Consider the following 26,250-nt stretch of genomic DNA (forward strand, 5'->3'; position numbering starts at 1 on the left):
AACAAAACAATCGATTTGTTAAAAGGAGGGTTGAATTGTGCATGATGAACTGGTAGAAGTGTTCGACTAGTTGTATAGCGCCATTAAGCCCTGCGACGCCGACATTCAAGAGCTAATTCATCACAAATCTCCAGAATGTGCTTAAATAAGATATCTGGTTAAGGAGTTATTTAATAGAAGCAATCATTTCAGATGATAAAACAGAAAGGAGCTCGTTATGATCTGGATTAAACCACCTTATGAAGAAGACAAAGTAGCTATTATTTCTGTAATGGAACCGGTCAAAAAACAAGCTAGATATATTAGACAGGCAGGGCCAGACCATTTTGCCATCGTTGATTTCGTAATCGAACCATGTCAAGGTCTTATTGGCTTTAAGAATGAAGCATTGATTCAAGATGATTTGAAAGGAAATACGGAGTGGGAACGATTGTTTCCTATATTGATATGTTGCATCTATGACGCTTTAAAAGAGTATATACAATATCAATATCACGAACGAAATCTTGCACTTGGCAATTTCATGTTCAAGCTCATAAGTCTTGAAATCCGCCCTGGAAGTACCAGATTGACAGATTTCAAAATAGCAACACTTATCGGTCTGAAAGGAGTATTTGAAAAATAATGAAGCAAAGAGTAGTACAACTTAGCGGTCGGTATTTCGCTTTACAGATGATGAAATGAATAGCTGAATTTGTTAATGATTTTGTGGAAGTTCCAACCACTGGCATAATATGCAAGAAACAGTGCGATCAAAACTTCGATTGCGAGGACTGTCCCACACATGGTTAGTCTATTGTTACTTAACAAAAGAGAAATTATGAATATACTTTTATCTACAATTAGAGAAGTGAAATGGGAGGGAAAAAGTGAGAGATGAAAGGGTATTCCACATTACGATAGATGTTTCAAATGTGAAAAGTAACGAGGATTTACATTCATTGCTAAAGAGCTCTTTAAATTTTCCGGATTTTTATGGTATGAATATGTCTGCATTTTGGGATGCCATAACTGGGTTAGTAGAAATGCCAATAAATCTTACTTTCATAGGATGGGATTCATTAAAGGAACTACTCCCTGATGTAACTGCGACTTTTGAGAAAACCCTTGAACAGTATAACGATTATTACCAAAATCATGCTTGCACTGTTACATATAGTTGAATCGTATTAACACAATACTTCGAGTAAAAAGCAGGTGAGCGGCTTGAGCGCAAGATTTGATCTTATATCAGACGTACATCTTGATTTTTGGGTGAAAGTTGAAAATCCTCTACACAAAATGGTGCCTCAAATTAAGAACTTTATTAAAGGAATCTTACCTGATGTTCACCATAAAACACTTGTCATTGCTGGTGATCTGGGCCATTACAATTGGCAAAATAAAATACTGATTGAAGAGTTGAAACAGATATATGAACACATTCTGATAGTTGCAGGAAACCATGATTATTATCTGGTTAGTGCTAATCAAGAAAAACAGTACCGAGGAAAATCTATTAATCGTGTTATCGAGATGAAAGAAATCTGCAATGCGTATGCCAATGTCCATTATCTTGATGGAGGCAAAGTGGAGATCGATGGAACTACGTATGGTGGAGTTGGAATGTGGTACGACTTCTCTTATGGGATAAAAGAACTTGGATACTCGGAAGAGGCCCTGTATTCCAAATGGTGGGATATAATGAACGACTCCAGACTGATCAAGGGTCTGTTGGACAAGTCGTTTACATTTGCAGACGAAGAGAAGAAGAAACTTGATGCTATCATTGAGTTCTCAGATGTAATCATCACACATGTTGGTGGTGATTGGAGCAATGCAGATCGTGATCTGGTCAACTCATTCTATTACTTTGACGGAAGTCCTTATTTTTCAAAACTCAACGGCAAAGTTTGGTGCTTTGGGCATACTCATCAACGCTATGATTACGAAGCGTATGGATGTAGGTTTGTAAATGCTGCACTCGGATATCCGGACGAAAGCAATGATCGAAAAATATTGCAGATCAAAGTGTAGAAAGAATGCGAGTCCAAACATTTGAGAAATCTAACAAAAAAGAGGGATATTGTTGAATTGGAAGAGTGTGAGTGATTTTAGAGTAACACAGATTGATAAAGTGGTTGGAGAGTATGACGTTTGGGCACATGTGTTTCTTCCATTTCCCAAGTTTAAGGTAAAGATCAAAGAAAATAGCAGAGGCGGATTCACGGGTCAGGTAAATGTTGCTTTAAAATCAAGTGCTGACGAATCGCCAGATTGGATTGTTGGGTTTGGAAATACTCCCAATGAAGCTTTAGAAGATGCAATTAAATACTTTCTAAACAGTGTCCCGGAAAATGAAAGTCTGACTGAAGAGGACTTTGAGTGGGCTGATCCACACGACTTTTAACATAATATTTCCGGAGTAAAAAGAGACAAAAAAATAAGCCCCCAATTGGGAGCCCGTATATATGTTCGCCTAAACTAATTATATCACGGGCTCGACGCGAGGGGGAAATAGAAAGATGAGCGCACAGGTACAAGAGCAACTGTCATTTCTGCAACCAGTAAATGAGAGAGAAGTCAGGAAGGCTGTTGTGAAGGAATTGAAATCATATAAAGCCCTCCGTGTTGCTGTTCAAAACAAAAAGGAGCAAGAGGAGAAGGGCATCGAGCAATTATTCCCTCGGCTGCAGCTTTCAGAGACACAGAATGAGTTGAAAGCGAAGCAGATCGAAAGAGCACTCGAGTATTCGCTCGATGAGGTAGAGCGACAAATCATCGAAGAGAAGTATCTCAGCACGTCCAGGGTGAAGGACATCAACGTATATCTGGACTTAGGTCTGACAAAAGACCAATTCTACACAAAAAAGAAAGAGGCAATTATGCAAATTGCTACGGCACTCGGAATGATCTGAGTGCTTTTTTTATTAAACAAGTGTGCATCGGCTATCTAACGATATTACTCTACAGGCAGTTATGCGCTAAACTTTCATTTTTTAGCCAGAATGAGTGTTTTATATCTGATGAAAAATCCAACTTTTGGATGTAAAATCCAACTAATTACTGCAAAAAAATATCGTGAAAATGCTGGGGGTATTCATGAAACCTGTAAAATTAGTAGCACTAGACGGTAAGTATTCCTCATATTTATATGATGGGAAGTTTTATCATTCAATCGATGTGAATTTAAGTCCCTTTGAACTTGAAGGAAATGAATGTATAGAGAACCCAATACATACAACGATCAATATTGCATTTCTTAAATTACCAGGTGTTCGGAGCTGGAGGGATTTGGAGAATAAGGCTTACGAGTTTACCGACATAGCTTTCGAGGATTACGAAGTTCCAATGCCTGATGCATCAGTTTTGTTGTCTTATTATTATAGTCCAGTCTTTATTTCTAACATGGAGTTTGGTGAGAGAACGGAACGCTACATAAGAATGTCGATGAAATGTGAAGTGGATTTTGAGAACGGAGTACACGGAGTCCAGTCTTATGAACTTTCGTGTCTACTTGAGATTAGGGATTTTTATATTGATTGTAGTTTCCTAGAACCAACAAATGAGAATTTAAAGGATTCTAAAAAAATTGCAAAACAATATGTTACTTTGGATGATTATAAAGAGCCGGAAATCATCCGTAATTTTCTATTTAACGTAAATGATCAAGATGTTTTTGAAGAGAAAATATCATTCCCTTCTAAAATTGAATAGAATAAAGAAAAACAGATGAATTGAGAAGGCTCCAAGGTTTTAACGGCAGCTTTTGTTTAGCTAACGAGCAAGATAATCGAGTGAAAATAAGGATAATTTTTGAGGTGGATACATGAAATACACTTGTCCTTGTTGCGGTTATAAAACATTTGACTTTAAACCCCCGGGAACCGTTGATATTTGTCCAGTTTGTTATTGGCAGGATGATTTACATCAGTACTTTGACCCGGATTTTGAGGGGGGCGCAAATATTTTATCCTTAAGACAGTCTCAAGAGGCTTTAAAAGATAAAACAGATCTAATAAACGATAACTACGAATTCGATGGTCCGAAAGATATATCAAAAATAAGACGTATGCCCTTGACGGAGATTGCTAGGATCTTTGTTGCTCTTAATGTACCTCTTGAAAAATTGCTTGGACTCTATCTTGGCTTTATTGTGATTAAAGAAAGTAGTTTTGTTTTCAACTATGAAGAAATCTATGAACTCATGGGCGATGATAGTGAGCTAATTACCCGTTACATAATGATTCGAGAAAGGAAAGATCCAAATGCAATTCTTAAGGAAATTCATGGACTTGTCGATAATGAAGCTGACAAAGAAATCAAGAAAATCGAAGAGGTATTTGTTAAAAAACTCATTTCAGTGCTTTGAGCTAACTGGATTCGATAGTTGAAGATAGTAGTGCCGGAAACCACCATTAAGGTGGTTTTTTTGTTGAGAGTTGGTCACAGACGCGAATGAAAGAAGTCCCAACAAAATACCGACAAAACGCAGACAAAATCAGGGATAAAAGGCAGGACGATTTGAAATTGGGTAATCGGTAATCTTGAGTCAAGAGCAAGCGACATTTGCTCTTGGGAGATACCGTCTATCCCTTATCAAAGGCGTACCTGAGCGAATCTATGGGTGATGACGAATGTGACCTTACGAGAGGGGGACATTTTGAGCCTGAACGCGCTAGTCTTGCGATGATCGTAGCAGGGAACCATGCAATTATTTTTCATTGTATGCATTACAGCGGTTTTCAAGTTTTGGGAACCCCTCTCGGAGCTTTGGAAAATCGCGAATTACTCTGCTGGGTTTTACCGGACAGGAAATTCCATGCGAGGCATACGGCTACGGCCTCTCGCTCTCTGCTGGTGGGCGTTGCCTGTCTAATCAAAACCCTACTTTACCGCCTTGAAGATGGCAGGATTTTCTTTAATAAAGGTGATAAGACAATGATTCATGCCCATACTGTTTAGCATGAGGTGATCTTGGATGTGCTTGCACGGTGTCTATAAAATGGTAAATGTAATTAACGAGCAACAAAATCGAGTGGTAAAAGTGGACGCTTGCATCGCAGATGAGATTCAAAAACTGAATGATAGGGGCGTGGTTACTCTTGGCTGTTGTTGCGGACATGGCAAAGCCGGAGAAATTGTGGAGTGGGAAAATGAATCAGGGCGATGGAAAGGATACGGAACGCCTCCAAGCGCACTCATTCGAGAGGCTAGTATAGCTTTAGCTCGCGAACTTGGCTATGTTCCATTCCCGTATTATTATGCTGATGGAACTCACAATAAGATATGGCAGATGCAACTTAAGACAGGATGCTTGACCACGGATGAAGTTAAGAAGTGGCATGAAATAATGGATGTTCCCCTGGAAAAGGATATTGGCATTGTAAAATAAGAGAGGGGCAGCCACCCCTCTCAAACTTTTTAGCCAGTGTGTTGTGTGCGATAGCACCAGTAACAACCGTTGTAACCGTCACGAATAAGTTGAGCGACACGCCCGTCACTATCAGTGTCTTCCCGATGAGTAGATGTAATTTCAGGAATTTGACAGTTGTTTGTTTTGTAAGCAGTTCTGTGAATCTCTTTTGTATTATGGTTAATCACATATTTAGCCATCGTATCACCTCCCTCCATGTCTTAGAAATTAAACGTTTAGGAGTATAATCCTACCAATTGTCGGAAAATGTCGGTCGAAAGTTGTAGGGCAATAGTTCTTTTTGTTGAATTTTTTATAAAGAGGGAGGGAATATATTTGGCTGAACAAGATTTTTTTGAAAACATACGTAATTTAATGCAGGCTGGGGCTTCTACAATATTCGAAGTGTTAGCTATGTATGTGATAGGCCCGATATTAATTTTTTGCGTTATTGCTTGGTTTATCAAATTAAAAGGTAAGGTGTTCATCTTAGGGGTGGGTTTCATTTCTTTTATTTGCATTTATGCATTTTTTGCCTATGGACTTTGGACTATCCCTGAGGTGTACAATCAAAAAGTTTCACTATAGCACCCACGCGGTGCTTTTTTCATAGAGGTGGGTGAGATGTAGTTCGCCAGTATGCTGACTTAGTGACAGGAGAAATCTATTACTTAGGGGAAGTACTGCGCCGGTCGGACGAGATTTTAAAAGTTTTTCGTCAAGTTTGCCGCAGCTCAATATATAGTCGTGAAGATTAAGCTAGCCAAAGGCAAAACGATGGCTCAGAAAGTTGTCGCTCGCTGAGGCGGCTTTTTTATTCATACTGTGTCTCTTTGGAAAGGACTGAATAGCATGGACATACGGAAAATTCCAGTCTCTATGATCAGAGCTGCAGAATATAATCCACGAATCGACCTGAAGCCGGGTGATCCTGAGTACGAAAAGCTGAAACGGTCCATCGAGGAATTTGGGTATGTTGAGCCTCTTGTCTGGAATGAACGAACAGGAAACCTCGTTGGTGGCCATCAGCGTTTCAAAATTCTTATAAACGAACATCAGGCCAAAGAGGTTGAGGTCTCAGTCGTTGATCTGGATCATACTCGGGAAAAAGCACTCAATCTGGCGCTGAACAAAATCAGCGGGGACTGGGATGAGGAAAAACTGGCCTATGTACTTGCTGAGCTACAGGAAAGTGATTTGGATACCTCACTATCTGGGTTTGACAATGAAGAAGTCATGGAACTACTTAGTGAATACCTGGATATCCATGTAGAGGAACCAGTCGTTGATGATCATTTCGATGTACAACAGACTTTAGGTGAGATCCAGGAGCCCGAGACAAAGCAGGGAGATATATGGCGACTAGGAAGGCATCTCCTCATGTGTGGAGATTCTACCAGTCGACATGATGTCCAAGAGCTCATGGATGGAGTAAAGGCAGACCTGGTTGTAACTGACCCGCCCTATAACGTTGCATTCAAGAGTGATTCTTCAGAGCTTGCTGCAGATGGCAGGGCGAGCATCATGAACGATGATATGCCAATGGAGCAATTTGAGGAGTTTCTAGGGTACACATTTCAAAACTATTCGGACCTAATGGATGACAAAGCGGCAATATATGTGTTTCATCCGTCCAGCTATCAACGTGAGTTTGAAACTAAAATGAACGAAGCAGGCATAGTGGTCCGTACTCAATGTATCTGGGTAAAGAATGCAGCTACCTTTGGATTTGCGCAGTATAAGTTCAAACATGAACCGGTATTTTATGCGCATTTGAAAGGACAAGCTCCGACATGGTATGGCGATCGCAAGCAGACCACTGTGTGGAGGTCAGGTCTACTAGGTGAGCAACAAGAGCCAAATTCAGTCTGGGAGGTCTCACGTGGTGACGTCAGCAAGTACGTTCATCCAACCCAAAAGCCACTCGAATTGTTGGCAATACCGATCGGTAACAGTAGTCAAAAGGATGACATCGTTGTAGATCTCTTCGGCGGAAGCGGCTCAACACTCATGACTTGCGAACAAATGGGGCGTATCTGTAGAACCATGGAACTTGATCCAAAATTCTGTGATGTCATCAAGAGGAGGTTCTTCGAAGCAACAGGCCTTGAACCTGTACTCATAAGAAGACTTGGAGAAGCCGCTTAAAATAGCAAAAGGGAGACGCGTCAACGTCCCCCTAAGCAACCGAGTCACCCCGGCTGAGATAGCGATACCTGCGGCCGCAGTAGTCATCATCACTCGCTATCTCGACTTCCATTTTACAGGAAAGCCGAGGGTATCACAATGAAAAATACAAACAAACGTTCCTGTTTTTCTGATGACTTGCTTCTTCAATACGAGATTGGCATCATCGAAAGTATCAACGAATCAAAGGAGCAATACAGGAAAGTCATAAAGGCAGCTATTGCAAAGTGGGTTAAGGACTTCCAATCAGGCCACATCGAGATTAAGACGGTTGATGATTTGAAGAAGCTTATAGAGCTAGATATTCAGTTACAGAAGGATGAACTTTAATGTAAATTTATTCCTTCCTTTATCCGTAAATATAAAGGGAGGGATGGAAGTGTCGAAATTTTTGATTCTGGTGATACTAGTAATTCTGTTTTATATCTTTGCAAGGATTGTCGCAAACACTTCTGTATTTGAGGAAAAAATACATCAACTTTACAGGGACCTTAAAAGAATCTTAATCTCACGTGAGTATGGAATGACAGATCGTTTTGATGATGCTAGAGACTTTATCAAATCTAAAAATCTGTCGGACTATGAATTAAATAAGTTGAGAACATGTATTCAAATTGAACGGGAGCGATTTACAACCTCATTTCCTTATGGAGCCGTTTTAGTTTCTGTATTTATCACATTCACTACACTCATGATTGGTACATCTATCTCTACAACCGTAGGAGGACTTTTTGGAGCACTTTCAAATAATTTGTATAGTAAAAAATATGACGTTGCTCAGGTTGTTTACGCAGACTTAATGGAGTTTGCTAATGAGGCAGCTTATATCATTGCAGCTGTATTCATTTTTGGAATAATGACAATAGGAACCTGGAGAACATATTCAAAATATTTGTCAGAGATCACGTTAAGTGCATTAAGAGTGGTTGAGCAAGAACTAGAGGAGAGAATAGAAGAACGAAAAAGACAAGACTCCAAATAATTAGTGTCTTTTTTATTTGAAAAACAACCCCATGAAGTGGTGAGGTGGTGGTCATGTAGATATGGCGAGGAATCCCGATAAACAAAGATGTAAGGCAAGGAGTAAGCAGCGCGACGAGCAATGCAAAAATTGGGCAAAACCCGGCTGGGACGTTTGCCGCTTTCACGGTGCTGGTGGCGGCGCACCCCAGCGTAATACCAACGCCGTCAAGACGGGCGAATTCCAGTCGATTTGGATGGACGCCTTGACTCCAGAACAAGCAGAGGTGCTTGATAGGATCAACCTTGATCCAGTGCAACAGGCCGATGAAGAAATTCGTTTATTTACATGGCGAGAGCGAGAAATGATGCTCCGCATTCGTGACTTGAAGGAAGGATTAACCGAAAAGCAACGTCGGGTCCTTCAAGAGAGAGTCGCTATAAAAGAGCCTGTACAGGTTCATGATGAAAAGTCTGGGCAATCCAAGACGGTCGTGCTGTCTCGTAATGAGTTGGTTACTACTGAAATCGAAGAGACTGAGTATCGAGCGATTGAAGATATTCTATCGCTTGAAGAAGCACTGACCAGGGTCCAAGACAAAAAATTGAAGGCAATACAGCTCAAAGCTCAGTTGTTGAGCAATGGCGGCGGTCCTGAGAAACAGATCACCGTCCGGAGGTGGTCCCGTGACAAGTCTGGAACTTGACCTCGATCCATTCGAGGATTGGACACCTCATGAAAAACAAATTGAAGTTATGGAATGTGATGCCCGAAACGTGGTCATGAACTGCGGGCGTCGCGGTGGGAAAACGAACGTGGGAGCGCGGAAGTTTTTCGATAAAATCCTATCAGATATTGAGGCAGACAAAGGCTTGCCATACAAGCCCCCTCGCAATCTGAAAGTGATGAAGAAGCCTAAACCAAGGCTTGAATATTGGTGTGTGTCCCCGACATATTCCATGTCAGAGATTCAGCAGGAAGAGCTGGGAGCAGTCATTCCAGAGGAAATGATCGAGAGTTGGGATTTATCCAAGAATCGGGTGTGGCTGAAAGGGTACATTCTCATTCAGTTTAAATCTGCCGACAACCCGAAGACGCTAGTCGGTAAAGGACTGGACGGCGTGTGGCTTGATGAGGCTTCCAAGATGAAGGAGCAGACTTGGAGCGGATATCTTTCTTATGCTCTCGCTGATAAAGGCGGCTGGAGCGTTTGGACGACTACGCCAGAGGGAATGAACTGGTTTTATCATGACATTGTATTGAACGGGCAGCACACGCAAGCAGGCGGGCAACTGGACGAATATCGTAATGACCCTGAATGGTGCAATTTTTACTGGACGAGTAAGGATAATCCGCTGCCAGAATTACAAAAGAATATTCAGCGCATGATCGAGACCATGCCGAAACGATATGTGGACCGGGAGATTTTCGCCCGGTTCGATGTGTTTTTTGGGCAGGTTTACGAGGAGTTTGACCGATCAGTACATATCGTACCGCGCGAGCTTTGCGAGCAGAAGTTCAAAGACGGACATTTTGTTCACATTGAGGCGGGCAAGGATTGGGGCTTTACGAACCCCGGTGTTACTCTCGTCGGGGCAATGACTGCAAATGGCGAGTTGTGGATTGTTGATGCCATCTACAAGGCTCAGATGGAGATTCTTGTCCCTGGTAGTTCAGATTGCTGGGTGGCTCAAGACAAGGAACTCATGAAGAAATGGAAGATCAGGTTGTTTTGGTGCGACTCAGAGAACGCCAGCAATATTAAGACGTATCTGACTAATGGTTTGCCAGCTAAAGCAGCTCAGAAGCACTTGAAAGAAGGCATACGGGCTGTCTCTACTCTGTTCAAAGTGAAGAGTGACAACGGTAGGCCAAACATTTTCATTTCCGATCATTTGAAAGAGGTCATCCAAGAATTGACGAACTACAGATATCCGGAAGATGTTACAGGCGACCGCGCTGAGGTGCCAGTGAAGGAAAATGATCACTCTATGGATGGTCTTCGGTATCTGGTTTGGAACAGCAAGGTGTTCCATCAGTTGCTTATCAGTAGATTCAAGGTCATTCCTTGGAAGATTGCCGAAAAGGCTGGGTGAAGGGGGTGAAAAATCATGCAAACAATGCTCTTGGAGCAGTTCTACGGAGAGAACAAAGCAAACAATTCGTGGCGTTGGGTATCAGACCTGATAAAAAAGCATCAGTCCAAAGATTACTCGCTCATGCGAAGGTATGTCGATGGAGACCAGGACATTCTCCACAAACAAGAGGAAAAGGGCAAGCCGAATAACAAAATCGTCTTAAATTTTGCTCGGAAAATTATCGACTTCGGTACCTCATACATTGCCAGTAACCCTATTCGCTATTCTTCCAATGAGGCAGGAGCAGACGTGGAAGAGTACGTTAAAAAGCTGCAGGCTGTCCTGATGGATAACGATGAAGAGAGCTTGTCTTACGATATTATCGAGGACGGTTCGATCGATGGTGAGGTATTCGAATACTACTACTTTGATGAGGATGGACAGATTTGCATTACTGAGTTCAAAGCAGACGAGTGTATCGCTGTGTATGACACGACGGTTAAAGCTAAGCTGATTGCGGTTATTCGGTACTATACGATGACGGATGTTAGCAGAAACACCAAGACTTTGCTGATTGAAGTATACGATGAAAACGAGATTACTTACCTCCGACAAGAAGGGACTAACTTTGTTCTGGATATGAGCAGGGAACAAAATCCCGTCTCGCATAACATCACTGTCCGCGTAAAGGACCAAGATGGTAAGTTTCAGCAGAAGCCCGTTGTCCCTTGGACGCACTACGTCAATCGGCGTCGGAAACATCAGCAAAACCGCGATGATGGGATGGTTGAGGGGATGGGCGATCTTTCAGACCTGAAGCAGCTTATGGACGCGATTAACAAGGCTGTCACTGGTAAGGTAGATGTGCAGGAATATTTCAAGAATCCGAAAGTCATTTTTGAAGATTTGGACCTGGATGATCTACTCCTGTATGACACAGAGGGAGAACTTATCACGGATGTAGAGAAGAAAAAACAGTATCTCGCTAAGATGTGGTCAACCTCTCAAATCCTTGTAGGCAAAAAAGCCGTTCCGGTCACGTGGGACCTACAGGACACTCATGAAGAAAACACTATCAACCGACTGATCGAAACGATTCTTGACCAAACTGGAACACCTCACCTGCGACCTGACCAAGTGGGGACAGCTCCATCGGGAATTGCATTGAAGATCATCTTTTACCATGCCGACATTAAGGCGGGCATAAAGATGCGCCAGTACGGAAAAGGGTTTCGTAATCGAATTCGTATCCTTACTGGGATGCTGAATCAGAAATATAGAAAGCAGTGGGATTACCAAGCTGTCGATGTGAAATTCAGTAAGAACATGCCAGTGAATGTGGTGGAAATGGTGGAGATCGTGACGAAACTGGTTGGTCAGTTGTCCCATGAGGAAAGGCTGGCGCTGCTACCGTTTGTGGATGATCCGCGGGCATCTCGTGAAAAACTGCTGAAAGAACAAGACGAAGAGGCCGAACGCAGAATGAAGATACTTGACCCGGACGCATTGGAAGATAAGGAGCCGGTAGATGATGACACGCCCCCTGACGATGAAAAGAGTTCAGAAGGTGACGCTGCATGAGCAGAGAGGAACGTTACCAAGAGGAACTGGAAATGAGAATCGAAAAACATGGGGTCAAATTAAAGAAGCTGTTTTCTAAAGCGAATAAAAGCATTGTGCAAGAAATCACTGACCTCTACGCGCGATTTGCTGAAAGTGGAGAAGAGTTAGTGTCTTTGATTTATAACGCCGCACGTCTCGACCTCATCATGACAAGCATAAAAACCATCTTGCACACCCTCCGCATCGAAGAAGAGCAGCAGCTAAGAATCACATGGGCGGAAGAGTACAAGCTCAGCCTGTTCCATCATCTCTATTTTCTTGAACAGGATTCACAAGTAGAGGTCCGGCTCCCACAGATCAATATCGGGATGATACTTGCTGCATTGGAGCGACCATGGAAAGGCAGGCATTTTTCCAAACGGATTCGAATGCGTACTGACCTGTTGGCGGCAGCCATGGAAGATGTAATTACTCAGGGTGCAACTCAGGGATGGGGTGTGACCCGAACAGCTAAGGAGATTACGAAAAGGACATCAGAGAGTTGGTCAAGCGCCCAACGCCTTGCTCGTACAGAACTAAACCGGGCTGCTGCCCAAGGGCAAACCATGGCCTACCAAGCCAATTCAGATATTGTGAGCGAAAAGGAATTTTGTGCCACGTTGGACAAGCGGACTTCTTCTGAGTGCCGCAAGCTGGACGGCAAAAGATATCCGCTTGATTATGACACAGCCGACAATCCAGGGCGTGAGGGTGAACGCATACCTAATCATCCAAATTGCCGATCGTATTGGCGGCCTGTACTCAAATCTAAGGTCTTGGAGAAATTGGAACGACAGCGTGCTTATCGTATTGATCAGGAGAGAGGATATACCTCTGCGCGCACTTTTAAAGAGTGGGCTGACAAAAAAGGATTGGCAGCGTAACAGCACGATAAACCGTGTTGTTTTTTTTATTGCCTGAAAGGAGGCGAGATCGATGTGATCAAGATTCAAGCGTATCTGGACAACGGTGAAATGAAAATACATGCGGTGGGTCATGCCAATTATGCAGAGCATGGAAAGGACATTGTATGTGGTGGGGTTTCTACCATCATGCAAACCGCGTTGCTGGGGATTCAAGCAATAGCACAGCAATACCCGGATTATGTGTCTTTAGAAATTCAAAATCGGGAAGGAGAAGGTACGAAGTGAAAAAGTCACAGTGGTTATTCCGTTTGCAACGGTTCAATGATGGCGGAGGGGAAGGTGGGCAAGGTGGTAATAATGGAGACAGTTCCGGCGGAGCTGCTGGAGCAACTGACGGAGGCGCACAGCAAAATGGTGGTGGCGATAAGGGCGGGGAAAGTAAGCCTGCGGTAGCCTTTACCTCACAAGAGGAATACGATTCTGCGCTTCAAGGTGCAGTCAGAGACTTCCTAAAAGGGCTGGGCATCGAAAAAGCAGATGACTTAAAGGGGATCGTTGATTCCCATAAGCAAAAGCAAGAGGCTGAAAAAACTGCTGAACAAAAGCTGTTAGAGCGGGAATCTGACCTGAAGAACGCCAATGGTACAATCCAATCTCTCCGGATTGAAAATGCATTCACTTTGGAGGCAATAAGGCAGGGGATAGACCCAGATAAATTGTCGGATGCGATTCGTCTGGCTGATCTGTCTAAGGTGGAAGTGACAGATGCAGGCAAGGTTAAAAACATCGATAAGCATGTTACTGAATTGATCACTTCTAAACCGTGGTTGAAGGCAGATGAAACAACGCGGGGAAATACTCCAGCAGCTAAGCCACTAACCAATCAAAAGTCTACTATTCCAAACATCTCAGACCTGCGTAAATTGCAGCGCATCTAAAAGGGGGCAATCATTCATGAATAGCATGGTACTGGTAAAGCAAGCATCATTTCATTTCAATTTGCAAAGATTCAATGAGGGAGTAACGTTCAGCAGCAGCCTTAGCGGATTGATTCCGGAAGAGACATCTCAAGAGATCATCAAGGATGTAGTCCGCGGTTCGGCTATTTTGAAACTTTCCGAACTGGAACCAATGACAACAGCAACAAAAAAGATTCCAGTATTTCTGGATAAGCCTGGAGCTTACTGGGTAGGGGAGGGAGAACGTATCAAAACCTCGACAGCTTCCTGGACACAGGTTACATTGACCGCTAAGAAGCTGGCTGTCATCATTCCAATGACAAAGGAAGCGCTGGATCGCTCACGAATCGATGTGTTTGAAGAACTGAAGCCGTATATTGTTGAAGCATTCCATACTAAATTGGATGCAGCTACGATCATGGGGACAGAGTCACCGTTTACCTCTAACATCTTGGGGGCAGCTATCAATGTAGGGAACAGCTTTACTCGCGGTTCTGTCGCGGGTCAAAATCTGGCCGATGATGTAAACAATGTCATGGCACTGATTGAAGCTGATGACCAAGAGCCACGAGCGTTTGCTGGGCATACCGGATTGAAGACATCCTTGCGCGGATTGAAAAATAGCCAAGGTGATCCTCTTTACCTTTCTTCTGTACGTGAAGGAGTAGCTGAGGATTCACTGTATTCGCTGCCGATTGAGTACTGCAGAAACGGTGCTTGGGACAAAACAAAAGCTGACCTGATTGCTGGTGACTTCAAAAAGGCCAAGACAGGCATTCTGAAAAATATCGAGTATGAAATTTTACGTGAGGCGACTCTTCACTCCATTACTGGAGCAGATGGGAAGCCTCTTTCTCTTGCTGAGCAAGACATGGTTGCATTGAAAGCTACGTTCCAAGTTGCGTTCCTTGTAATCAAAGAAGGGGCATTTGCTGTCCTGCGTCCTACCGGATTTGTACCTACACCTTAATTATTGAAAGGAGCAATCGTTCATGAAAAAACCAAATGATATGCTGACAATCACTGGTGGCAAGGAGAAGAAAAAAATTAAAGTGACGCGGAAAGCATTTGAAGTAGTGTACGAACCATTGGGATACAAGCTGGAAGATGACCCTGTTGCAGATGATGAGACGCCGGTGAATATCGATGGCAATTCTGACAAGTAATGAGCTGGTTGAGTTTTATCCGGAATTCGCTGCTTGGGATGGGCCACGCCTTGACGCAGTAGTATTAAGGGCAAATATTTTTGTAGAAGGACAGGTGACGGTACCTGATCCTGTTCCTCTCGAAATGAAATTGGCCGTCGCAATGGTAGTCAAAGACATGGCCCAAGATCGACGATTGAGCAGTACCAAGCAAGGGGATTATCAGGAGACGTTTTCCTATGTGAGCAATGACCCTAAAGTCGAGGGTATCCTCAACAAATATCGGAAGAACAGGGGGCAGAAGCTGTGGATGATCTAACCGAATATAAGCGGCTTCTGTGCCACTCTTTTACCCTTCTGGATGTCGGGGGGGAACCTGACCCTTTCACTGGGGGAAAAGACCGCTCAGAATGGCTTCCTGTTGTTCAGAAAGTGCCTTGCAGGGTGTCCGGCTCCCCCGGTCGCATTCAGCAGCTTACGGGGCGACAGGCTACGCCTCAGGACTTTCTCATGCACACCTTGTACGCAAATTTAAAAGCGGGTATGCGAATCCAAATAGAACAGCCTGAATATGCTGGCAACCTGTATAAAACGGGATTATCATATCCGGTCTATGGCGCTGAAAGCTTGCATCATTACGAAGTAGTGATTACAATGATCGATCCTGCCACAGGAGAGGAACCGGAAATCTGATGGCAAAGGTAGATAAGAAAGACCTGGAGCGTATGTACAAACGTTTGAAAAAGCATCACAAACGTGAAGTACAAGTTTCTATGGATCGGGTTGCCCGTATGGCTGGTATGCAGGTGTTGCGGGGAGCTCAAGATAGGGTTCCAGTACGGGACGGGATTCTTCGTGCCTCTCTTGTTATTGGTCACACAGAAAATGTATTTGATTTGGTCCTAAGTGGGCTTCGAGCTGAAATCACGGTAGGCACCAACCTGTCATATGCGCGCTACGTGGAAGAAGGGTTTACTCAGAGGGAAGGGCAATTTGTGCCGGGATACTGGGATCGAGAAAAATTTATCTATGTCCCTGATCATCCAGACGGCATGGTATTGAAAGGGAAGCGCGTTCCCGGTGTTCACTATCTTGCAAGATCGGTAGCAGAGGTCGAGTCAATCATGGACGAGTTGATAAAAGAAGAGCTAGATGATTTAGCAAGGAGGCTGTTTCCTGATGGGTGATGATGTGCTGTCTGTACGACACTGGCTATTTTCTCTGACAGGTATCCAAACAGAGAAGCTGTCTGTACCCAAGGACTTTAAACGGCCCATGTGGTTTGTAGAAGAGCCATTTCGTATTCCGGAGCCACGGCGTGCTGATGCCTACCGAGAGAAAGGAACGATGAATTTTGTTCTGATGGCAAAGGATATAGATCAACTTACGAGGTTATCTTTGGCTGTCAGGCAAGACCTTGCGGATCGGAGCTGGATTCTTCCACTCTACAGCCCGGACAAGAAGCAAGTGGGATACCTGCGAGAGTGTCGTTTGACCATGAGCAAGCCCGATAACCTAGATCGATCATTTGAGCTGAAATACACCGTTTATATCCCTTATACCCCAGTGGTTTACGACCTGTTAGAAGTGATTCATAGACGTTACGATGAATCATTGAGGAAAGGAGGCAAACCTCATGTCTCGCAAACAGGAGCAAGAAAAACCAACTTATAAAAAAGAGCAAATCTTGAAGGTAGCAGAGCAAAAGTTCGGGTTAAACCGAACCGAAGCAATTGCTACCTTTTTTGATGCCCCAGACGAGATGACAGTTGATCAGGCAGAGGAATTCGTGAAGAAATTCAAGGAAAGGACGGTGAAGTAAATGGCCGGACAATATCAACTAGGGGAAAACAAAGTCTTATCCGGTGTCTACTCCTTTTTGAAGTCATTCATCAAAGAGCAAACAACAATCGGCAATCGCGGAAAGCTTGCATTACCAATCGTCGCGGAATGGGGCCCAATCGGGGAATTTGTAACAGTCCGAACCAAGGCCTCCGCTGAGAAAATCTTCGGAGTCACAGAAGCGTTTAATTTGATTTGGGCAGCTAACCCTTATCCAACGGAGGTATTGCTGTACCGCGTGGCAGGGGATAATGCGGCCGTTGCAAGTGTTACTTTGAAGAGTGATGCAACTGACGTACTACTTGTGGAAGCCAAGTACAAAGGCGAGGCAGGCAACAATTTGAAAGTCGTAGTGCAGCCAAACTTGTTGGATGCTACCAAAACAGAGTTGATGATCTATCGGGGAGCGGAGCTGGTGGACAGTCGGGCAGCGAAAACGGTGGATGAATTGGTGTTGGCTTTCAAAGACAGTGAGTTCGTGGTCTTGAAAAAGATAGCTGATACGCTTCCCGAAGCAACGGCAGGTGTAAGCCTGACTGGAGGTAACAGCGGAACAAGCGTAGAGGCGACAAAATACACCGCTTATCAAAGCGCGCTGGCTACTCAAAAAGGCAAGTATAGTGTATTTACTCTTGGGATTGCTGATCCTGCCCTAAATGCGGCAGCAGAAGACTGGACTAAACAGCAAAACGTGGTGGGTAATTACATCAAGTTTGTTTTCGGCGGCGATGAAACAAGGGATAAAAACAAGCAAACCATCATGAAAGCATCTACCGATGTGAACCACATGGCTATTGTCAATGTAGGGAGTGGAGCACGTTGGAAAGGCAACACCTATGCGAGTTCAAAAGTGGCAATTTACATTGCATCCCTGATGGCTTCGCTGCCGCTTAATTACACGATGGCATTGTACATTACGCCATTCGAATCCTTAACGAATGAGTGGGACCCGGATACGGACTTACTCGAAATGGTGCAAGCGGGTGTACTCATGCTGAACATGGACAATATGCAGGTTATCATCCAGGAGCCTGTAAATACCTTGACTATTCCGGGGCCTGATAAGTCAAAAGACTACGGCAAGATTCGGGTGGCTGACACCTTTCACACGATTCTCCATGCAGAAGAGGAAGCAGGAAAGGAGTGGATTCGTCAGCAGCCAAACAGCAACAGTCCTGCCCGCCGCGCTGCCTTTTGCCAGATGATGAAGCAAGAGGTTTTCAGACCCCTTGCCACGCTGGAAGTGATCGCTAATGATTATGAGTTTATCGAAGACCCGGAATATCACGGGGAGGACCCGATTTACACGCCTGCGCGTAATGCTGGTCATTTCATTGTTGGCTTCCGCCATCAAGATGCGCTCGAAAAAATTTATATCTACAACAAAGCGAAGTGAGGTGATACAGCATGAAAGAAACGTATTCCGGTACCCATGGGCATTTTTACGACCAAAATGGAAGGGAACTTCCCGAGTGCATTGGCTTCGAGCTCTCAGAGGAATTTGAGAAGGGAGAAAGTAAGAGGGCTGGGAAGCTCCGTAAAAGACATCGTGTGCTTGCATCATCCGTTAGCATGACAGCTACGTTTGAACGTACATCGGATATCCAGCAACTCATCATGGAAATCGCGGCAAACCCCGAAAAGAAAGTGAATTTCATTGGGGAACTCGACGACAAAGTTGCTGGTAAGTATCGAGTTGCAGTGACTGGTTTTTGTCCTGACTCACTGTCATTAGCAAAATGGAGCCACGGTGAACTTGATGAAGATACATCCCTCGAAGGAACAGTTGACGATTACGAATTCATCTAATATATGCGGGGCGACCGCCAAAGAGGAGGCAGTGTAATGAGTGAATTTTTGACCATGGAAGAATTTTTGACGATGAATACTCAAGCCGAAGAAAAAGGGGAATGGGATTGGAAACGCAATAAAGTGAAGCTGCCGATTCGCTCTGTACCCGGCGATGTGTATTACAAAGCTCGCAAGAATGCCATCAAAGTATCAGTTACTGGAAAAAAGAGCAAGGCCGAACGTAAAGTCGATTTTGATGACTTGCGCTATAAGGCTGAAATCATCGTTGCCGGAATTGACACGGAACGTACCAACTTCCGCATCGACTCGCAACAGGTGCTCGCGAAGTTCGGAAAAATAGCCGCCATCGATGTCGTCCCTTGCATTTTCCGTCCAAACGAAATCGACTCGTTGTTCGAGGCGATCGCTGAAATCAGTGATTTCGCTGAAGATGAGGAGGCGGAGGAAGCAGTAAAAAACTCATAAAAGAGAGCCCTGATCTGGCTCTCTATTCTTATATTTGGCAGGAAAAAGGCATGATGCCATCTGTAATCCTGAACTTGCCGGAACGAGAGAAACAGTTTGTACTTGTTTCAACAGCTTTGGAGATAGAGAAAAAGGCAGAACAAGCGAGAAAAATGGAACAAGCAAAACGGCGCGGCAAGAGAAGGGGGAGATAGCGGATGGCAGTGACGACCACTTTAGAATTTCAAGATAAAATGACTCGACAGCTAGCCAATCTCCTCCGAAGTATACGAGCACTTCTGAATGGCTTAGATGATATTGAAGATGCTGCTGAAGATGTAGAAGATATCTTGGATGATCTGCTTGACGATTTTGACCCTGGACCAATCGAAGATTTGGACGATGCGATCAGTGAGGCTGAACGTGAGGCAGAACGACTCAGGCGGGAATTGGAGCGTATCCAACGAGCTGAAGATGATATTGACACCCAGGACATTTCACGATTAGAGCGCGCCTTACGTGACGCTGCTAGAGCTGGGGACCAGGCATCTGAGTCTTTGGATCATGTCGAAGCTGCGGCAGGACATTTGGAGGAAATTGGCGGACTGGCAACAGCGGGCGGCGCAGTCATTACAGCGGGATTGTCGGCCGCTGCTATTGCCGCACAAGACATGGATCAAGCTCTTGGTATTCTTCAGGCGAATGTAGGTGCTACTGACGACGAAATGATAAGCATATCCGAGTCAGCAAAAGGACTTTTCGCGACTGGTTTAGTAGAGACGCCAATGGAAGCAGCAGAGGCTTATGGACGGTTGCGTCAGTTACTAGAAGGGACGGACGAACAGATTGAGAAAGTGGCTGAAGGAGCTCTCTCTCTTGAAAAGGCGTCTTTTGGTAGTCTCGATCAAGTAAGCACTGCTAGAGCTCTGGATATGATGGAAGAACAATGGGCAACCGATCCGATTAAAGGGTTGGATATGATTACAGCAGCATATCAACGGGTAGGGGACAAGGCTGAAGATCTGCTTGATACCATTTGGGAATATTCGCCGCAATTTAAAGAAGCAGGGTTAAGTGCAGAGCAAATGATGGGCATGTTTGTAGCTGGAGCTGAGGCTGGTGCTCTGAATTTTGATAAGCTAGGTGATGCATTCAAAGAGTCGTTCGGTATTCGATTGAACAAGGCTCTGGATGAAAACGCACTTGGGTCTCTTGAGGAAATTTTCGGTGAGAAAAAGCTATTCAAAATGCTCGACCAAATCAAGGCAGGTGGCAAAGAGGCTGAGCAAGCAATTTTTGCTATTACTGCTGGGATAGCTTCTATTAAGGATCAGAAGTTGCAAGACGAAGTCTTAGGTAACGTTTTTGGAACACAGTTTGAAGATGCGGGACGGGATGCAATCAAATCTATGTTTAACGCTGGGCCACTCGAAGATTTCGCAGGAAAAACAACAGAAATAGCTGGCCAAGTTTCGAATGACTGGCAAGCGATGGCAAATGAAATGAAGTTGGCACTTTATCCGATAGGAGACTCCGTATTAGATGTCGCAAAACCAATCGTTAGCTTGCTTACAAAGATTGCAAAAGGGATAGGGACTTTTACACAAGAGCATCCTTTTATCACGAAGGTAGCTGTTTCATTTTTGATGGTGGTTGCAGCTCTTGCCATGATAATTGGCCCAATCGTACTGCTGGCCGGACTTTGGACACCAATTACAGTTGGATTACAAGCAGCAAGTGCTGCAATGAGTGTCTTTGGTATCTCGTCAATTACTGCATTATGGCCCATTCTCCTGATAATCGCGGCAGTCATTGCATTGATTGCTGTTGGCTGGTGGCTCTATGAAAACTGGGACATGGTCAGCGCCTATTTGGTAGCAGGGTGGGAATGGGTAAAATCAGCGGGTATTGCAACCTGGGAAGGACTCTCTGCTTACTTTGGAGTGGTGATTGATTTTTGGAAAGGGCTTTTCACTGCCTTTATTCAGTTTTTAACTGGCGATTGGTCAGGGGCATGGGATACCATCAAAGAAACATTCTTTAATGCTTTTACTACGATAGACGGTTGGTTTGGCGGATGGATTAGCGGGCTTTTTGAGAGTGGACAAAAGATTATTACCACAATCGTAGACGGTATTTTGTCTGCAAAGGACAAGGTAGCTGAGGCTCTTTCAAGCGTTTTTGAGTGGGCTGATCAATTCCTGCCGCATTCGGATGCTGAGGTAGGTCCCTTTTCTCGCTTAACAGCTAGTGGGATGGCTATTCCTGAAACTATGGCAATCGGTGTGGAAGCTTCGGGTGAATCATTAGCTGCAGCGTTAGATAGCACTTTTAGTCAAGTTCCAAGTTATACACCTTCAATAACAAGCGGAGCTCAGGCACAGTATACAAGCTCAAATAAGCAGCCAACTTCTTTTTATATTGACTTCCGTCCCACTTTTCAAATGACTGTGCAATCAACGCTGGAGAATTCTGAGGAAGAATTAGAGAGGCTATGTGAGAAGATGGCAGATTTGCTTGCACAAAAAATAGGACACGTATTAGCAGGTACAGGTTCTATCGTACTTGAATAAGAGGAAATGTATTCTCATACTGAAGCTTTCACGTGTTATAATCTTCCATATACAACAGAATCGGCTCCTCAAGGGTGGTCGGCTCATCTCCCATGTCGGAAACGGGGGAGGTGACGCCTGTGACAGTGTTCCAAGCATTGACGTTGATGATTTCATTCGCAATGCTCGTGGTAGCGATCCTGTCTTTCCCAAAAAAGAAATAGACCTCCCTTGGGTCCAAATCCGGAGAGGTCTATCTCTAGTTAATCCTTGAGCCGCCCCCATGTAGGGAACGTCTGTTGTATAGGCCGTAGGTGCTGGAACACCTGCGGTCATTTTTAGTGTAATCCAGTTATATAACTTATATTACTGGATTTTTTCCATTACAGCAATTGTCAATCAAAATTGGACGTTTCCACTTAAATAGGCTACTAGATTTATAAAGTAGAAGCACACTCAAACGGGTGTGCTTTTTATGTTGAGAGGAGAGATATAGAAATAAGTGAAATACAAACATCTTGAGTTCTGGTTAACCTGGAACAATAACGTTGAAAAGCTTCGTCTTCCTGTCATCCCGCCGAAAATAGCAGTAAAGATCGGGCATAGTTACATCGATATTGAACTGGTTGCTATTGGGGAATCTACTATCATCGGGGAGTCAACCTTGGAAGAGTATTCTTTTTCTACGTTTTGGCCTGAGACATATGATCCGGGGTTGTGTGAATACGATGGTTTTCCGTCTCCAGAAGAATTTGTGGAGACTTTGAAACGGTGGAAAAATTCGGGTTACCCGATTCGCTTTACAGTAACAGAAAGTGAACGAGATATTATCAATGTTCCAGTGACCATACGTGATTTTAGCTACGAATGGGACGGGTTTGACATAGATTTCAAGTTGGCACTGAAAGAGTATCGTTTCGTGAACATTGAGAGTACTGAGGTGAGTATTCCTTTCCAAACAACAGGTAAAGGGAAGCGGCCGGATACAAGAAAAGCGAAGGTGTCAGCCACCAAGAAAAAAGAAGAAAAAGAATCCTTGGTTGACAAGTATAATTCACGATGAAATCTTGGGCGGAAAGGTGGGAGACTGATGCTGCCAAAATTTCATTACGAGGTTCGATTCCAAAAGCCGGGTAAGCAAGCGCTTCGCCTTCCCTTCTCAGAAGCAACATGGTCTGGGAGTCGTCAGGAAGCAAAGCGTACTCTGGCTGTTAAAACCAATAATGGACGGGACCGCTTTTGGCCTGATGTGAATGTAGATGAAGGGGACCTGATACAGTTGATTTCCTTTATGTCTGGCACTCCTCGCTCACTTTTCACAGGGATGATTGTTGACTTAGGGAGGACAGCAAAAGGAGATATCAATGCAGTAGCATATGATTTCGGCTTTTATTTACTAAATAACGATGTAGCTATGGTTTCAACAGGTGAAGCTGCCGATCAGCTTCTAAAGCGCATTTTCGCGCAACATGGCATTCCCGTTGGGGGTATCGGAGCAATGCCTGCCGTGGAAAAACAAGTCATTCGTGGAAAGAGTGTATGGGATGCAGTTGTAGACGTCCTCAATCAAGTATTTCGCTCTACTGGTGTTCGGTATTGGTGCTGGGTTGACCAAGGAAAGATTTATGTCGGAACACAGCGAGGGCAAACGATTCAGTGGAAAGTCCAGCAGGGAAGCAATCTATTAAACGCTGAACGTAAACGATCAATTGCAGACATGAGAACAGTTGTAAGAGTGGTCGGGAGCGACAGTGAATATATTTCTGTCCTGCATGATGAAGTTGATTCTATCAACGCTAAACGGTATGGACATCTTGTTAAGGTTATAGAAATTCAAGATGAAGACCGGGGAAACAAAATCATGGTGGCTAAGCAAGAATTACAGAATCTAAACCGGGTCAAGGAGCAGGCTTTGGTCACATCCTTGGGAATTGATGATGTCATTGCCGGGACAAAAATAGAAGTCTACGAGGAAATCACGAAACTGCAAGGGGTGTTTACTGTTTTCGGCGACAGCCATACGATACGACCTGGTTACCATGAAATGAAACTCGATTTGCAGATGGAGGTGAATGGAAAGTGAATGGCTTTCAAAAGCTTGCTCAAGTTCTTTCAGGTGCAAATCAAACACAAGGAGCTGGCGGGGCAAATCCACCCCCAAAGGATGTACGGATAGAGTTGGCAACTGTCATTAAGCCCCCACCAGATTTGAAAATCTTGATAGATGGTATGACAGAACCAATTGGGAAGGAGTTTATTACTGTCTTAGAACATCTGACTAGACATACACGAATTGTCACGATTACGCATCAAGAAAAAGCAGAGCGTGATCTGGGTGACATGAAAAAGGAAGATTTTTTAGACACGGATGACTTGGCTGCGCCGTTTACTTCGTTCAAACATAACTATTTGTTACTGCAATTTGAGGACGTTTTGAAATTGAACGATAAAGTACACGTGTTATCTGTGGACTCTGCCTATTACATCCTAGATAGGGTGAAACGCCCATGAGTATTTTTCCGGTTTTCCCAGTGACAGATGATAGTCCAGCACAAGAACTACGCCCCATTAAAAATGTACTTAGAACCTATAAGTATGATTTCGAAACAGGACAGTTTCCCGTGCGACCTGACGGCAAGTCAATCATGATTGATGGAGAAGAGGCACTACTCCAAAAAGCCACAAAAGCATTACGAACTGATCGCTATATGTTTTCTATTTATTCCTCAGATTATGGGAATGAACTGAAAGAAGTGATTAGGAGTGATGGAACGAGAGCGTGGAAGCAGGCAGAGGCTAAGCGATTAGTCCGCGAGGCATTAGAATATTTGCATGGGATAGAACGTTGCGAGAGTTTCTCTTTTGAGTGGGTAAGTAACACCATGAAAATATCCTTTTTGATGATTACTGAGGAAGGGGTTTTGGAGATGAGTATCAATGTCTGAAACTGATCTTAGCTTTCTGGAAAGCTCAACCTTCCAGCAAATTTTATATGAAATGCTTCTTACCGTCCCAGAAGATCTGGACAGAAGTGAAGGTTCAATTATTTACGATGCACTTGCGCCAATTGCACTAGCCTTATTCAGACATCATAAAGAACGCGGCATGATCATTGAACAAGCTTTTGCTGTAACTGCGACGAGAAAATATCTTGAACTGATGGCAATCGATTATGGATTGCCTCTGGATAAAGACGAGCCAACAGAGGATTTGCGCAATCGTATATTACGCCATAAACGGAATCCTGAGCGCGGTGGAGCGTTACCCGACTATGAGCGCTGGGCTAGATCAATACCAGGGGTAAACTATGCGTCAGCACTAAACTTGATAAGAGGGATCGGCACCGTAGACGTAGTTGTTGGTGGCACAATCCCTGATTTACTCGAGAAGGTTCAAGAGATAATTGACCGCCGCAAGCCGCCAGGTCTGGATGTAATTGTTCGACTTGTTAGTAAACAAATAGTGAAAATTGAGGTTGCTGTTAGGGGATTAGACAAAGAAAAAGCACGTCAAGCAATACTTGCTTATACCAGTTCAATTGGGGTTGGAGGTACCTTATTTCTTGCACAGATCTTTGCGGCGCTGGTCGGAGCTGGGGCAACAGATGCTGAAATCCTTTTGCCGACATCCAGTATTACACTAAGGCCAGATGCACAAATCGATCCGGTGGTGACGATCACATGAACGAAGATCAGGTTAATGCACTGATGGCGGAGCTATCTAGTGACTATAAAAAAAGCCGGCATATGCGTGCGATTATGAGTGCGGCTTCCGGTTATTTGCCAGTAGATAGCGACATGTGGAAAGCGTTTTTTCTTCATCTCATGCACAAGGAATCATTAGACCTTTGGAGGCGTGAACTAGACGCTGCCGATGATGAGGACCTACTTGCAAAGCTGAGAGCAGCTAATGGCAGGTTGACGGTTGAATCTATTCTTGCACAAGGTTTTGGGCTGCAAGAATCATATCGACTGATGCCAGAAGACGGGCTAATTGCTTCCGAATCTGGATGCATGGCTGACGGCTGGGAATACGCGCCATTAACCTCCGTCATCTATACAACGCCGGAAACGATTGGAATCGCACAGGGTATCGTCAGGTTAATGGGACTTGCTGGCTTTCGATACTTGTTTTCAATTGCTTTATCTTACAAGATCGAGTATGAACGAGGATCAGCAGGTGTTAGTGTGGACAGGTATGGAGCCATTCTTACGGTTGACCATTGGGACGATGAACTGAGCGGAAAGGAAAAGGATACAACTCTTTCGGTAACACAGCATTCATTGCAAAACATAAAACATGAACGCAAGAGTTGGTGGTCTCCAAACGTATTTTTTTCGGATGATTTAACATTTGCTGACGAAGTATTTTATGTTCAGCGATCAAAGGTTACAAAAACAATATAGG

Annotated in this window: 37 protein-coding genes and 1 pseudogene; 37 read left to right on the plus strand and 1 reads right to left on the minus strand. The window is 44.0% G+C overall.

Features of this window, described 5'->3' with window-relative positions; translation table 11 throughout:
• Nucleotides 1-217: 217 nt before the first annotated feature.
• The 8 genes and pseudogenes from POF51_RS07825 to POF51_RS07860 all read left to right on the plus strand — a co-directional run bounded on the left by POF51_RS07825 (nt 218) and on the right by POF51_RS07860 (nt 5,374).
• On the plus strand, nt 218-625 hold the full coding sequence (locus tag POF51_RS07825) for a hypothetical protein (protein WP_271754814.1): 408 nt from the start codon (nt 218-220) through the stop codon (nt 623-625).
• Nucleotides 626-869: 244 nt separating this feature from the next.
• The gene (locus POF51_RS07830; RefSeq protein WP_271754816.1) at nt 870-1,163 is read left to right on the plus strand and encodes a barstar family protein; all 294 of its coding nucleotides are present in this window, start codon (nt 870-872) and stop codon (nt 1,161-1,163) included.
• 34 nt (nt 1,164-1,197) lie between these two features.
• Nucleotides 1,198-2,016 (plus strand): metallophosphoesterase family protein, encoded by an 819-nt coding sequence (locus POF51_RS07835; RefSeq protein ID WP_442869505.1) that lies wholly within the window; start codon nt 1,198-1,200, stop codon nt 2,014-2,016.
• A 52-nt stretch (nt 2,017-2,068) separates the two neighbouring features.
• Nucleotides 2,069-2,389, plus strand: coding sequence for a hypothetical protein (locus POF51_RS07840; RefSeq protein ID WP_271754819.1), 321 nt, complete (start codon nt 2,069-2,071; stop codon nt 2,387-2,389).
• Nucleotides 2,390-2,504: 115 nt separating this feature from the next.
• A complete protein-coding gene (locus POF51_RS07845; RefSeq protein ID WP_271754821.1) occupies nt 2,505-2,897 on the plus strand; it encodes an ArpU family phage packaging/lysis transcriptional regulator in 393 nt (130 codons plus the stop codon).
• Nucleotides 2,898-3,081: 184 nt separating this feature from the next.
• A complete protein-coding gene (locus tag POF51_RS07850) occupies nt 3,082-3,696 on the plus strand; it encodes a hypothetical protein (protein ID WP_271754823.1) in 615 nt (204 codons plus the stop codon).
• A gap of 112 nt (nt 3,697-3,808) precedes the next feature.
• Nucleotides 3,809-3,973: pseudogene (locus tag POF51_RS07855) on the plus strand (CPCC family cysteine-rich protein); the annotation flags it as partial.
• 987 nt (nt 3,974-4,960) lie between these two features.
• On the plus strand, nt 4,961-5,374 hold the full coding sequence (locus tag POF51_RS07860) for a hypothetical protein (protein ID WP_271754825.1): 414 nt from the start codon (nt 4,961-4,963) through the stop codon (nt 5,372-5,374).
• A gap of 29 nt (nt 5,375-5,403) precedes the next feature.
• Here the strand turns inward: POF51_RS07860 and POF51_RS07865 are convergent, their stop codons facing one another.
• Nucleotides 5,404-5,595, minus strand: coding sequence for a hypothetical protein (locus POF51_RS07865; protein WP_271754827.1), 192 nt, complete (start codon nt 5,593-5,595; stop codon nt 5,404-5,406).
• Nucleotides 5,596-5,731: 136 nt separating this feature from the next.
• Here POF51_RS07865 and POF51_RS07870 point away from each other — a divergent pair, with 136 nt between their 5' ends.
• The 29 genes from POF51_RS07870 to POF51_RS08005 all read left to right on the plus strand — a co-directional run bounded on the left by POF51_RS07870 (nt 5,732) and on the right by POF51_RS08005 (nt 26,249).
• Nucleotides 5,732-5,983, plus strand: a complete 252-nt coding sequence (locus POF51_RS07870; RefSeq protein ID WP_271754829.1) for a hypothetical protein — start codon at nt 5,732-5,734, stop codon at nt 5,981-5,983.
• Nucleotides 5,984-6,247: 264 nt separating this feature from the next.
• Nucleotides 6,248-7,543: a site-specific DNA-methyltransferase gene (locus POF51_RS07875; RefSeq protein WP_271754831.1), complete on the plus strand. Its 1,296-nt coding sequence runs from the start codon at nt 6,248-6,250 to the stop codon at nt 7,541-7,543.
• A 138-nt stretch (nt 7,544-7,681) separates the two neighbouring features.
• Nucleotides 7,682-7,912 carry a hypothetical protein gene (locus POF51_RS07880; protein WP_271754833.1) on the plus strand — a complete coding sequence of 77 codons (231 nt, stop codon included), beginning with the start codon at nt 7,682-7,684 and terminating at the stop codon, nt 7,910-7,912.
• Nucleotides 7,913-7,961: 49 nt separating this feature from the next.
• Nucleotides 7,962-8,564, plus strand: coding sequence for a hypothetical protein (locus POF51_RS07885; RefSeq protein ID WP_271754836.1), 603 nt, complete (start codon nt 7,962-7,964; stop codon nt 8,562-8,564).
• Between the two features lie 61 nt (nt 8,565-8,625).
• Nucleotides 8,626-9,249, plus strand: a complete 624-nt coding sequence (locus POF51_RS07890) for a hypothetical protein (protein ID WP_271754838.1) — start codon at nt 8,626-8,628, stop codon at nt 9,247-9,249.
• The gene (locus POF51_RS07895) at nt 9,230-10,639 is read left to right on the plus strand and encodes a terminase large subunit domain-containing protein (protein WP_271754840.1); all 1,410 of its coding nucleotides are present in this window, start codon (nt 9,230-9,232) and stop codon (nt 10,637-10,639) included. Before POF51_RS07890 ends, POF51_RS07895 begins: the two co-directional genes overlap by 20 nt.
• 15 nt (nt 10,640-10,654) lie before the next feature.
• Nucleotides 10,655-12,202: a phage portal protein gene (locus POF51_RS07900; RefSeq protein ID WP_271754842.1), complete on the plus strand. Its 1,548-nt coding sequence runs from the start codon at nt 10,655-10,657 to the stop codon at nt 12,200-12,202.
• Nucleotides 12,199-13,107 carry a minor capsid protein gene (locus POF51_RS07905; RefSeq protein ID WP_271754844.1) on the plus strand — a complete coding sequence of 303 codons (909 nt, stop codon included), beginning with the start codon at nt 12,199-12,201 and terminating at the stop codon, nt 13,105-13,107. The genes POF51_RS07900 and POF51_RS07905 overlap by 4 nt, the downstream gene beginning before the upstream one ends.
• A 54-nt stretch (nt 13,108-13,161) precedes the next feature.
• Nucleotides 13,162-13,374, plus strand: coding sequence for a ribosomal-processing cysteine protease Prp (locus POF51_RS07910; protein WP_271754846.1), 213 nt, complete (start codon nt 13,162-13,164; stop codon nt 13,372-13,374).
• Complete coding sequence (locus tag POF51_RS07915) at nt 13,371-14,027, plus strand: hypothetical protein (RefSeq protein WP_271754848.1); 657 nt, start codon at nt 13,371-13,373, stop codon at nt 14,025-14,027. Before POF51_RS07910 ends, POF51_RS07915 begins: the two co-directional genes overlap by 4 nt.
• A gap of 16 nt (nt 14,028-14,043) precedes the next feature.
• The gene (locus tag POF51_RS07920; protein WP_271754850.1) at nt 14,044-15,018 is read left to right on the plus strand and encodes a phage major capsid protein; all 975 of its coding nucleotides are present in this window, start codon (nt 14,044-14,046) and stop codon (nt 15,016-15,018) included.
• Nucleotides 15,019-15,040: 22 nt separating this feature from the next.
• Nucleotides 15,041-15,214 (plus strand): hypothetical protein, encoded by a 174-nt coding sequence (locus tag POF51_RS07925; protein WP_199928309.1) that lies wholly within the window; start codon nt 15,041-15,043, stop codon nt 15,212-15,214.
• Nucleotides 15,195-15,512, plus strand: coding sequence for a DNA-packaging protein (locus POF51_RS07930; protein WP_271754853.1), 318 nt, complete (start codon nt 15,195-15,197; stop codon nt 15,510-15,512). The genes POF51_RS07925 and POF51_RS07930 overlap by 20 nt, the downstream gene beginning before the upstream one ends.
• Nucleotides 15,500-15,886 carry a hypothetical protein gene (locus tag POF51_RS07935; RefSeq protein ID WP_271754855.1) on the plus strand — a complete coding sequence of 129 codons (387 nt, stop codon included), beginning with the start codon at nt 15,500-15,502 and terminating at the stop codon, nt 15,884-15,886. Before POF51_RS07930 ends, POF51_RS07935 begins: the two co-directional genes overlap by 13 nt.
• Nucleotides 15,886-16,380 (plus strand): HK97 gp10 family phage protein, encoded by a 495-nt coding sequence (locus POF51_RS07940; protein WP_271754857.1) that lies wholly within the window; start codon nt 15,886-15,888, stop codon nt 16,378-16,380. Before POF51_RS07935 ends, POF51_RS07940 begins: the two co-directional genes overlap by 1 nt.
• Nucleotides 16,373-16,867 carry a hypothetical protein gene (locus tag POF51_RS07945; RefSeq protein ID WP_271754858.1) on the plus strand — a complete coding sequence of 165 codons (495 nt, stop codon included), beginning with the start codon at nt 16,373-16,375 and terminating at the stop codon, nt 16,865-16,867. Before POF51_RS07940 ends, POF51_RS07945 begins: the two co-directional genes overlap by 8 nt.
• Nucleotides 16,830-17,015, plus strand: a complete 186-nt coding sequence (locus tag POF51_RS07950) for a hypothetical protein (RefSeq protein WP_015891807.1) — start codon at nt 16,830-16,832, stop codon at nt 17,013-17,015. Before POF51_RS07945 ends, POF51_RS07950 begins: the two co-directional genes overlap by 38 nt.
• Nucleotides 17,016-18,431, plus strand: a complete 1,416-nt coding sequence (locus POF51_RS07955) for a phage tail sheath N-terminal beta-sandwich domain-containing protein (protein ID WP_271754861.1) — start codon at nt 17,016-17,018, stop codon at nt 18,429-18,431.
• A gap of 11 nt (nt 18,432-18,442) precedes the next feature.
• Nucleotides 18,443-18,844, plus strand: a complete 402-nt coding sequence (locus POF51_RS07960; protein ID WP_199928316.1) for a phage tail tube protein — start codon at nt 18,443-18,445, stop codon at nt 18,842-18,844.
• A gap of 36 nt (nt 18,845-18,880) precedes the next feature.
• Complete coding sequence (locus POF51_RS07965; protein WP_271754864.1) at nt 18,881-19,312, plus strand: phage tail assembly chaperone; 432 nt, start codon at nt 18,881-18,883, stop codon at nt 19,310-19,312.
• 50 nt (nt 19,313-19,362) lie between these two features.
• Nucleotides 19,363-19,506, plus strand: a complete 144-nt coding sequence (locus tag POF51_RS07970) for a hypothetical protein (protein WP_271754866.1) — start codon at nt 19,363-19,365, stop codon at nt 19,504-19,506.
• Nucleotides 19,507-19,509: 3 nt separating this feature from the next.
• Nucleotides 19,510-21,864 carry a phage tail tape measure protein gene (locus POF51_RS07975; protein ID WP_271754868.1) on the plus strand — a complete coding sequence of 785 codons (2,355 nt, stop codon included), beginning with the start codon at nt 19,510-19,512 and terminating at the stop codon, nt 21,862-21,864.
• A 92-nt stretch (nt 21,865-21,956) separates the two neighbouring features.
• The gene (locus POF51_RS32175; RefSeq protein WP_412678992.1) at nt 21,957-22,067 is read left to right on the plus strand and encodes a putative holin-like toxin; all 111 of its coding nucleotides are present in this window, start codon (nt 21,957-21,959) and stop codon (nt 22,065-22,067) included.
• 278 nt (nt 22,068-22,345) lie between these two features.
• A complete protein-coding gene (locus POF51_RS07980; RefSeq protein ID WP_271754870.1) occupies nt 22,346-22,906 on the plus strand; it encodes a hypothetical protein in 561 nt (186 codons plus the stop codon).
• 27 nt (nt 22,907-22,933) lie between these two features.
• The gene (locus POF51_RS07985; protein WP_271754872.1) at nt 22,934-23,926 is read left to right on the plus strand and encodes an XkdQ/YqbQ family protein; all 993 of its coding nucleotides are present in this window, start codon (nt 22,934-22,936) and stop codon (nt 23,924-23,926) included.
• Nucleotides 23,923-24,354, plus strand: coding sequence for a DUF2577 domain-containing protein (locus POF51_RS07990; RefSeq protein ID WP_015891799.1), 432 nt, complete (start codon nt 23,923-23,925; stop codon nt 24,352-24,354). Before POF51_RS07985 ends, POF51_RS07990 begins: the two co-directional genes overlap by 4 nt.
• Nucleotides 24,351-24,788: a DUF2634 domain-containing protein gene (locus tag POF51_RS07995; RefSeq protein ID WP_271754875.1), complete on the plus strand. Its 438-nt coding sequence runs from the start codon at nt 24,351-24,353 to the stop codon at nt 24,786-24,788. Before POF51_RS07990 ends, POF51_RS07995 begins: the two co-directional genes overlap by 4 nt.
• A complete protein-coding gene (locus tag POF51_RS08000; RefSeq protein ID WP_271754877.1) occupies nt 24,781-25,527 on the plus strand; it encodes a baseplate J/gp47 family protein in 747 nt (248 codons plus the stop codon). The genes POF51_RS07995 and POF51_RS08000 overlap by 8 nt, the downstream gene beginning before the upstream one ends.
• The gene (locus POF51_RS08005; protein ID WP_271754879.1) at nt 25,524-26,249 is read left to right on the plus strand and encodes a hypothetical protein; all 726 of its coding nucleotides are present in this window, start codon (nt 25,524-25,526) and stop codon (nt 26,247-26,249) included. The genes POF51_RS08000 and POF51_RS08005 overlap by 4 nt, the downstream gene beginning before the upstream one ends.
• The last annotated feature ends 1 nt before the right edge of the window (nt 26,250 follow it).

This window comes from Brevibacillus sp. AG, from assembly GCF_028369215.1.
Lineage (GTDB): Bacteria > Bacillota > Bacilli > Brevibacillales > Brevibacillaceae > Brevibacillus > Brevibacillus porteri.